The following is an 8,619-nucleotide window of genomic DNA, read 5'->3' on the forward strand; positions in this document are numbered from 1 at the left end:
AGAATATCTAGGCAAACCAGTTATAATTAAAGGCTGCTCCAACAAACCTGTTCCACAAAACGCGTATATCATGATTGCGGAGAAGCTCAAACCTTTTGCCATATCCATCATGTACGGCGAAGCCTGCTCTTCTGTGCCCTTGTATAAAAAACCTAAAACAAAGATTTAGGGAATTCTTTAAAATTTACTACATTTATAAAATCGTCTCAAATCTTTTGAAAAAACGCCTTGTAACCTATATATTTGCAAGCTTTTATAAATTTTTTAATCCATAAAAACTCATAAGATGACTAAAAGACTACTTACAATCCTCGTTTTAGTAGGCGCAATCTCAACAGGATTTGCACAAACAAAAGAAGAATTAAAATCTGAACAAGCAGCAAAAAAAGACTCTATTAGCGCTCTTCAAGGGCAGGTAGATGCCTTGCAAAAACAAATAGACCACTTTCCAGGATGGAAATTTGGTGCTTTTGGTACCATTGGAGCAAGTTTCTCAAATTTTAATAACTGGTATGCTCAAGGAACCCCTAACAACTCTGCCGGAAATATAACAATAACTGCAAACCCTCATGCCAAATTAGATAGAGAAAAGTACTTTTGGTACAATACGGCCAACATTAACCTAAGCTGGGTAAAGTTTGATGATAAAGACGATCCAACCGATGACGATAGCTTTAGAGAGTCAAGCGATGTTTTTAACGTAACCTCTCTTTTTGGTTATAAAATAGCTAAAAATTTAGCTGCATCTACTTTGGGAGAATATAGAACCACCCTAATTAACAACTTTAACAATCCTGGTTATTTAGATTTAGGAGTTGGGGTAACATGGACACCCGTAGAAAATTTAGTCGTGATGGTTCATCCTTTAAACTATAACTTTGTATTTGCTGATAATAATGATATTTTCGAATCGTCTCTTGGAGCAAAAGTAGTTGCTAACTATAACCGTTCTTTTGGAGGTGTGAAATTCAACACCAATCTTTCGGCCTTCATGAGTTATAAAGATTCTGACTTATCTAATTGGACGTGGATTAACTCTTTAAGTTATACCGTTTGGAAAGGAATAGGTCTTGGTTTTGAACTTGGTTTAAGAGACAGTAAGCAAGAAGCTTTAAATTATGCTTTTGGTAATTGGGACTCAACAGGCACGGATCCTCAACCAAATTTCGACAATGTAGATAACTCCGTACAGGTTTATACCACCTTTGGTTTAAGCTATAATTTCTAGTACACCTTATAAATACATAAAAAAGCGCCAAATGGCGCTTTTTTTATTATTCCTCCTCATAACCTTCTAGATGCAAAAAAGTTATTAATTGGAAAACATGTAACGTGAATGTCTCCAGCCTTTTATAAATACGTGTTTTTAAATCGTATAGATTTCTTTGTTCCATACTGAAATAAACTACGCATTATTCCAAACCGTATGTGTGTTAATTATTGTGTTTAAGAATATTAGGGCTAAGTAAAAGAAGCCATATGGTTGACATAGCTCTTCTACCTAGTTAGTATAGCTTTGATACGCTATACATACGCTATACATACGCTATATGTATTGCGTATATGGCTGATTACCATTCATTTATCGTTTTAGTGATATGACCCAAAAATTCATGGCTATTTTATGGAAAGATGCTTTTGATTTATGTAAAAAAAGGAGCCATAAAATATCCCTGGAATCTACTTCCATTCCTGCCCATAGCTTTATACTAATTATTGGTTTTGCTAGAAAACTGTCTCCTAAAAAACCTATATTATAAAATAAAAAAAGGAACTTTCACCATGTAAAAGTTCCTTCAATTAAATTAATCAATAGTTTTATTCCTCCTCGTCGTTATAATCTGGATACAGAAAATTATTATACGGAAAACGGGTTACGTGAATTTCTCGAACTTCATTGTAAATACGTTTTTTAAATTCTTCAAAATTTTGCTTGTTTAGGGCAGAAATAAACAATGCATTATCTCCTACTCGGCTCATCCAAGTTCTTTTCCATTCCTCTAAGCTATAATTCGCTTCTGTTCTTTCAGTTTCTAAATCGGTTTCATCAAAAGGTTCCGGTTTATAGGCATCAATTTTATTGAACACCATAATAACAGGTTTGTCTGAACTTCCAATTTCATCTAAAATTTTATTCACGGAATCTATATGATGGTCGAAATTTGGGTGTGAAATATCTACTACATGAAGCAGTAAATCGGCTTCACGGACTTCGTCAAGCGTGCTTTTAAAACTTTCTATTAATTGCGTTGGCAACTTTCTAATAAATCCAACCGTATCGGTTAATAAAAAAGGTAGGTTTTGAATCACCACTTTTCTAACGGTGGTATCTACGGTTGCAAACAATTTGTCTTCCGCAAAAACATCACTCTTACTAATGGTATTCATTAGTGTCGATTTGCCCACGTTGGTATAACCCACCAAAGCCACACGCACCATTTGTCCGCGATTGCCACGTTGTATCGACTGTTGTTTGTCGATAACTTTCATTTTATCTTTTAACAAAGAGATTCTATCCCTTACAATACGTCTGTCTGTCTCAATTTCTCTTTCACCTGGACCACGCATACCTATTCCACCTTTCTGGCGCTCTAAATGCGTCCACATTCCTTTTAAACGTGGTAATAAATACTCGAATTGCGCCAATTCCACTTGGGTTCTAGCGTAACTTGTTTGTGCACGTTGTGCAAAAATATCAAGGATTAAATTGGTTCTGTCTAAAACCTTGCAATTTAATATTTTACTGATATTCCTTTCTTGGGCCGCTGTGAGCTCGTCGTCAAAAATAGCTGTACCAATATCGTTTGCTTCAATAAAGTTTTTAACTTCCTCTATTTTTCCGGTTCCAATAAAAGTTTTGGGATTAGGCATATCCATTTTTTGGGTAAAGCGTTTCTTTACCTCTCCTCCAGCCGTGTATGTTAAGAACTCCAACTCGTCTAAATACTCTTTAGATTTGGCTTCGTCCTGATCCTTAGTAACAACTCCTATTAAAACAGCTGTTTCTAAAGCGATATCTATTTTTTCAATCATATATTTATATAAAGTACAAAGTTACGCAATTGTAAGCATTTTATTTTTTTATTTTCAGACCTTTAGCCTTCAACACTTATAACCCAAAATGACAGATCATCGTAAGCATACCATTGCTTTTTATAATATAGAAAATTTATTTGAAGCAGAAAGTGCTATGTTGGAAACCACATACTTAAAATGGACGGCAGATAGGTATCTTAAAAAGTTGAAAAACCTAGGCCTTGCCATGCATCAAATTGGAGAAAAAGAAACAACAAAACACCCCGCTTTAATTGGCATTGCCGAAGTAGAGAATGTACAGGACTTAGAGAATTTAACCGAGTCCACTTATTTAAAACCATATGCATATCGTTCTGTTTATTTCAGTTCTTTAGATAAACGAGGCATGAATGTGGCCTTGCTATACGACGCATCCGTTTTTACGGTTACGGCATCTAAAGCCTACAACATAGAACTTGTAGATGCGAATGGTGACACGGATTATACCAGAGATATCTTATGGGTTTTTGGCACTTTAGAAGGCGAACCTATTCATATACTTGTTAATCATTGGCCTTCAAAACGCGAAAAGGAAACAGAGATTAAACGCATGGAAGCCGCTAGAAAAGTAGAAGAGATTATTAGGGATATCAAACAGGAAAGTCCCGATGCCAAATTCCTTATTATGGGCGATTTCAATGATGGTCCAGACAGTCCAAGCCTCACTTATTTAATTGAAGGCTTACAACTTTACAATCCCATGGAACAACTAAGGAGTTACAGTCGTGGTTCTCTTTCTTACGAACGACAATGGCATTTGTTTGATCAGATTCTTTTGAGTGAAAATTTTATAAAAGCCAAAACTGGTGAATGGCAATTTGAAACGGCTGATATTTTTGATGCGTCCTTTTTAAAGTTTGCCAAAGGAAAACATAGAGGAAAGCCTTTTAGGACGTTTTTAGGAGGGAATTATCATGGGGGATTTAGTGATCATTTTCCGGTTTATGTTACTTTAGGGTATGGTAACAACGATGACACGGAGCTAAATGGAGAAAAATAGATGCCTGCGGAGGCGCAAAGGCGAGACCAACACAGACTGTATACTAAAATCTACTCTTTACCTGCTACCAACTATGACACGCAGAAAAATAAAGGCGCGGAGGCGCAAAGTTGGACTTAACCAGAGTGAGGACTGCGACTGAGACTATAAACTACCCTCTACCCTCTAAAGATTAAACCGCTTGCCAAAGAATTACAGCCAAAACAACACAGACTACTGGCAACAGCCAAAGCATCCATATGGAATAGGTAGCCGACTTCTTCTTAAGCATTTTAGCGTTTAATACTTTTCGTTTTTTCCCAGCATATTGAATCCAGTTTTTAAAGAAAATAAAGCCACAAGCCAAAACAAATAAAAATAGGGCTTTATCTTGGGACATGGTGTCCATGTTCATCTGCTTAAAGAAGCCTGCAAAAAACACCCCTAAAACAAGCAAGACGGCGCATTGTAATATAGAGATGTACATGGTTGCAAGCTGGTTGGCTTTTTTGCTTTTAGCATCTTTGTAATGTTTAAAGACATTAAAAAAAAGTGAGTCGAAAATAGACATAGATAGGTATGGAATAAAAATTAAAAAAACCTGCCAATATTAAAAATTGGCAGGTTTTAGAATATCATTAAAAATTAAAACTAGTTAGCTAAAATCTTAACATCGTCTATCATATACGAACCAGAAAGTTGTGCTAGGGTATCAGATCCATTAGCTTTAAAAGCTACGTAAAGAGTGCCTCCAGCATAAGCAGATACATCTATAAGTCCTGAATCCACAAACACACGCCAATCATTTGATGATGTTGCTAAGGTTGCTGAAACTGGAATCCAAGTGGCACTCATAACATTTGAACCATCAAAATCTGTAGAAACAAAAACCTGTAAGGCATTCTGTGGAGAATCTTGCTCTAAATGGTGTTGTGCCGATTTAAAGTTTAAAAACCCATTACTCAATCCGGTCATATCAATAGCTGGAGTTACTAACCAACCAACATTTGATGCTTGTCCAGATCCAAACGGAGCAAACTCCGTATATCCATTTCCTTGCCAGAATTTTTCACGCCATACACGAGTTCCCGCTTCCGAATAGTTGGTCCATCCTGGTATGTTTAAATCTGTATTATCAGTAGCCGTTTGAAAATCTTCTTCCATAACTACTGTAAAGTCACCAATATTAGAAGGCGTACATTTATCTTGATCAAAATTGATATCGTCCGTAGAGTTTAAAACAAGAACTAAGTTACTTCCATTAAACGTTTTATTAACAACCCCAGCAATAGTTCCTCCCTTAGTTGTTGGAAGTGGTTTTTGTGCAAAATTTGCAAAAGAGCTAGTTTCTAATGGGAAGTAAGCATAATCAAATCCTTCACAACTTTGAATTGGTCTAGAAGAATCGAAATCGTCCATTGGGTCCACAAAGAACTTTCCAGCTAAGGCATCAGAAAATTGAGCGTTTCCAATTTGAACGAACATCCCAATATGAGTACTGTTAATTTGAGACAAGTTTACTGGAAGAGGTTCAATTACTTCAGTTAGGGAAGATCTCAATACTTTTAAAGGAATTTGGTTTGACTTTAAAGCTAACAATCTATTTCCGTTAGCATCTCCACCAATACCAATAACGCCATCTCCAGTACGATCTTCACCAATAAACAACCCTTTTAGGTTAATATAAGTTTCTCTTCCAAAGTTGAATTGGTTGTAAGTGTCCACTTGGTTCAACATCAACTTTATAGCTGCTGTTGGGTTTGTAGGGTGATCTTGTATAAATAATTCTTTGTAAAAATTCCCAGTTTGGTCTGAAGAAGATACATATCCTTTTACATACACATCGGCAACTATTGGAGTTACTTGGTTACTTACAAAATAAGTTTTTGCTTGTGCAATTGTAATTTCTGTAGAGGTAGCGATTAGTGTATTTAATTTTGCGTTTTCCTCGTCGCCTAAACTGCTAGGTACTTTATAATCGTCGTCTTGCACACATGATACAACAGACATAACGACTATTAAACTAAGAAGTGCTTTTAAAAATTTATTTGTTTTCATGAGTAATAATTTTTAATTAATTTTTTCTTTTTCTTTTTTAGAATCTAAAGTTAACATTTAAAAAATAAGTGGTTCCACGTCCGTACCAATATTTTGAACCGAACACAGGTTTTGGATTATTACTATCTGCTAGTAATTCTTCGTAGTTAGCATTTCTTCCTTGTTCAAAGCCACCTGTTTTATACACTTGGTCCAACAAGTTATTGATACTAGCAAAGAAACCAATATAATAATCTCCAATTTTCCACGATTTTCCACCTGAAAGATTGACAACCATATAGCTATCAAATTCTTCCTGTTTTAGTAAGCCTCTAGCAACATCTTCGTTATAATCGTTAAATGGTAAGCCATCGTTATCCAAGTAGAAGTTTTCTGTTCTTGTTAACGGACTTACATCTACATAGATATTAGAGAAAAAGTTAGCCGTTGCGCCAAACCACCAGAAGTCTGGATCTCTATATTCAAAACCAACTGAATACGCTTGTTGTGGGCCACCAGCTACTTTATAATCTTTTAAGTTTGATGTAAAGGTATCTGTTCTTCCAAAGCTTGACGCTGTTAAGTATAAGTTTGGATTGTTATCGTAGGTATACTGACCTACCGAAGCAGCACCTTTTAACAAGATAGTTGGTGTAACTTGGGCTTCTATACCTAATTCTGCTCCTAATTGTTTTTTGTCGATACCATACAGAACTTCTTGAATAAACGCTGAAGTTTCGTTAATATTAACATCATCCGCAACTTGTACATTTATGTTTGTTAACCCATCTGCATAGTAAAACGAAATCTCGTTGGCATCTTCAATTTTAGAATAAAAACCAGTAAGTTTTGCTTTTATTATAGACGATCTAAAGATGTAGCTAATATCTGCTGAAGTAATTTTCTCTTCAGTAATATTATCTACTATGTTATTATTTTCTCTTGAGTTAGAAAATGTATTTCTAATAGAAGGTGCTTTAGAGATATATCCCGCATTGACATCTATTAAGTGTTTTCCAGTAATTTTATAGGTTAATCCACCTTTGGCACCTATACCTGTAAAGCTTAATTTTTCGCCTTTTCCAGAGGAATTGTCTGTAAGAACGTTACCATCACTATCTGTAGTGATATACGCTTCGTTTTGCCACAATCCATCTCTTTGGTACGTGGTATTTGTTAAACTACCAGACAGGTAAAAATCTACTTTGTTGTATTTAAATTGTGCTTGGCCGTAACCAGAAACCACATCGGATAAGATGTTGTAATTATATCTATACTTGTCTCCTTCACCTACAACTCTATTTGGATTTTGGTAATCGTATTGAAAACCATCAAAAGAATCTACGTTTAGATATCCAGTAGTAGAACCCAATAGATCGATGATTTCTCCAAAGTTTTCAGATTTTAAGTTTTTGTAAGTAACGCCTGCATTAATTAAAATGTTTTCAGTGATTTCCGTGTTTAGTATCGAATTAACGGTTACTTGCTTGTCGTCGTTTCTGTCTTCGTATAACACATAAGCACCATATAATTCGCCATTAACAGGAATGTTATTGGTAAGGTTTGCATCTAAAATGCGATTCCAATCTATTTGACCATTAGCAATAAACTCTTGCTCATCTAAATAGGCTTGCGTATAATCAGGACCATTTGGTCTGGCCAAAGAATAACTAGGTAATTTTTGGTAATAAGCTGGACTTGGGTTTCCACCACCTCCATAATCCAAACGGCTATTTCCTATTTTACCAAATTGGTAACCTAGGTTTGTATTTAAACTTGTTTTGCTGCTTATGTCCCAATAGTGGTTAAGCATTAAAATTGGTTCTTCTACTTTTTTAATTCTAGAGTTTCTTTTATCTCCATCTAACCAACCCCAATATTCGTTGTATTTAATTCCTTTTAAATCGTATACCTCTTGCGTATTCGGAGAAGATTTTCCTCTACGGTTAGGGGTATAAATAGATGTAAAGTTTATGCTGTGATTATCGTTTATTTTTTTCTCTACCGAAGCAAAAAAGGAATTAGCATCGTATAAGGTAGCATCTTGGAAACCTTCATTTCCCCAACGTCTTCCTGCCATAAAGCTAAATGCCCATCCACCATCTAATAATCCTGAAGAATAACTGGCCATAACACGATTGGTATAACTTCTGTTAGAAGCCGTGTAAGTTACACGTCCACCTTCTCTATATTGAGATGCTCTTACAGTCATATTCGCAGTTCCTAAAACTCCTCCAAAATTATAGTTTGAAGGTTGTAGTCCCGTAGTTAGTTCCTGGTTTCTAAGAACGTCGTTCAAACCTCCCCAGTCGCTCCATTGTGGTCTACCATCATAAAGCTTGTTCATTTCAATTCCGTTGATTAAAACAGAACCATTTTCAGAATCCAAACCTCTTACTTTAAAGAAAGAAGAACTAAACTCGAAAGCTGCAGTACGTTGAAATACATCTTGCGAAGATTGTAAAAGTCCAGAAATATTATCTAAACCACTATCGTCGCTATCAAGTTCATCATCTGATAAAACAATG

The 8,619-nt window shown here is 35.5% G+C and carries 8 protein-coding genes; 4 read left to right on the forward strand and 4 right to left on the reverse strand.

Going from position 1 to position 8,619, the window contains the following annotated elements; translation table 11 throughout:
• The 3 genes from VKY47_RS05495 to VKY47_RS05505 all read left to right on the forward strand — a co-directional run.
• Positions 1 to 169 (forward strand): DUF2480 family protein (locus tag VKY47_RS05495; RefSeq protein ID WP_324311053.1); only part of this gene is annotated, 169 nt, incomplete at its 5' end.
• 117 nt (positions 170 to 286) lie between these two features.
• Positions 287 to 1,228 (forward strand): DUF3078 domain-containing protein, encoded by a 942-nt coding sequence (locus VKY47_RS05500; RefSeq protein WP_324311041.1) that lies wholly within the window; start codon positions 287 to 289, stop codon positions 1,226 to 1,228.
• A gap of 385 nt (positions 1,229 to 1,613) precedes the next feature.
• Positions 1,614 to 1,760, forward strand: a complete 147-nt coding sequence (locus VKY47_RS05505; protein WP_324311042.1) for a hypothetical protein — start codon at positions 1,614 to 1,616, stop codon at positions 1,758 to 1,760.
• A gap of 58 nt (positions 1,761 to 1,818) precedes the next feature.
• Here the strand turns inward: VKY47_RS05505 and hflX are convergent, their stop codons facing one another.
• Complete coding sequence (gene hflX / locus VKY47_RS05510; protein WP_324311044.1) at positions 1,819 to 3,033, reverse strand: GTPase HflX; 1,215 nt, start codon at positions 3,031 to 3,033, stop codon at positions 1,819 to 1,821.
• A gap of 88 nt (positions 3,034 to 3,121) precedes the next feature.
• Between hflX and VKY47_RS05515 the strand changes: the two genes are divergently transcribed.
• Positions 3,122 to 4,075 carry an endonuclease/exonuclease/phosphatase family protein gene (locus VKY47_RS05515; RefSeq protein WP_324311046.1) on the forward strand — a complete coding sequence of 318 codons (954 nt, stop codon included), beginning with the start codon at positions 3,122 to 3,124 and terminating at the stop codon, positions 4,073 to 4,075.
• A gap of 172 nt (positions 4,076 to 4,247) precedes the next feature.
• Here VKY47_RS05515 and VKY47_RS05520 read toward each other — a convergent pair whose 3' ends face one another.
• From VKY47_RS05520 to VKY47_RS05530, 3 genes are all read right to left on the reverse strand, one after another.
• Positions 4,248 to 4,625, reverse strand: a complete 378-nt coding sequence (locus tag VKY47_RS05520; protein WP_324311048.1) for a hypothetical protein — start codon at positions 4,623 to 4,625, stop codon at positions 4,248 to 4,250.
• Positions 4,626 to 4,705: 80 nt separating this feature from the next.
• Positions 4,706 to 6,112 (reverse strand): DUF5689 domain-containing protein, encoded by a 1,407-nt coding sequence (locus VKY47_RS05525; protein ID WP_324311049.1) that lies wholly within the window; start codon positions 6,110 to 6,112, stop codon positions 4,706 to 4,708.
• Between the two features lie 37 nt (positions 6,113 to 6,149).
• Positions 6,150 to 8,619 (reverse strand): TonB-dependent receptor (locus VKY47_RS05530; RefSeq protein WP_324311051.1); only part of this gene is annotated, 2,470 nt, incomplete at its 5' end.

Origin of the sequence: Xanthomarina sp. (assembly GCF_035306705.1) — a bacterium.
In the GTDB taxonomy this organism is placed as follows: Bacteria; Bacteroidota; Bacteroidia; order Flavobacteriales; family Flavobacteriaceae; genus Xanthomarina.

What these genes read in the sequence shown, in the direction of transcription:
- VKY47_RS05520 (WP_324311048.1), bottom strand. Translation starts at nt 4,625, where the DNA reads ATGTCTATTTTCGACTCACTTTTTTTTAATGTCTTTAAACATTACAAA.
- VKY47_RS05505 (WP_324311042.1), top strand. Translation starts at nt 1,614, where the DNA reads ATGGCTATTTTATGGAAAGATGCTTTTGATTTATGTAAAAAAAGGAGC.
- VKY47_RS05515 (WP_324311046.1), top strand. Translation starts at nt 3,122, where the DNA reads ATGACAGATCATCGTAAGCATACCATTGCTTTTTATAATATAGAAAAT.
- hflX (WP_324311044.1), bottom strand. Translation starts at nt 3,033, where the DNA reads ATGATTGAAAAAATAGATATCGCTTTAGAAACAGCTGTTTTAATAGGA.
- VKY47_RS05525 (WP_324311049.1), bottom strand. Translation starts at nt 6,112, where the DNA reads ATGAAAACAAATAAATTTTTAAAAGCACTTCTTAGTTTAATAGTCGTT.
- VKY47_RS05500 (WP_324311041.1), top strand. Translation starts at nt 287, where the DNA reads ATGACTAAAAGACTACTTACAATCCTCGTTTTAGTAGGCGCAATCTCA.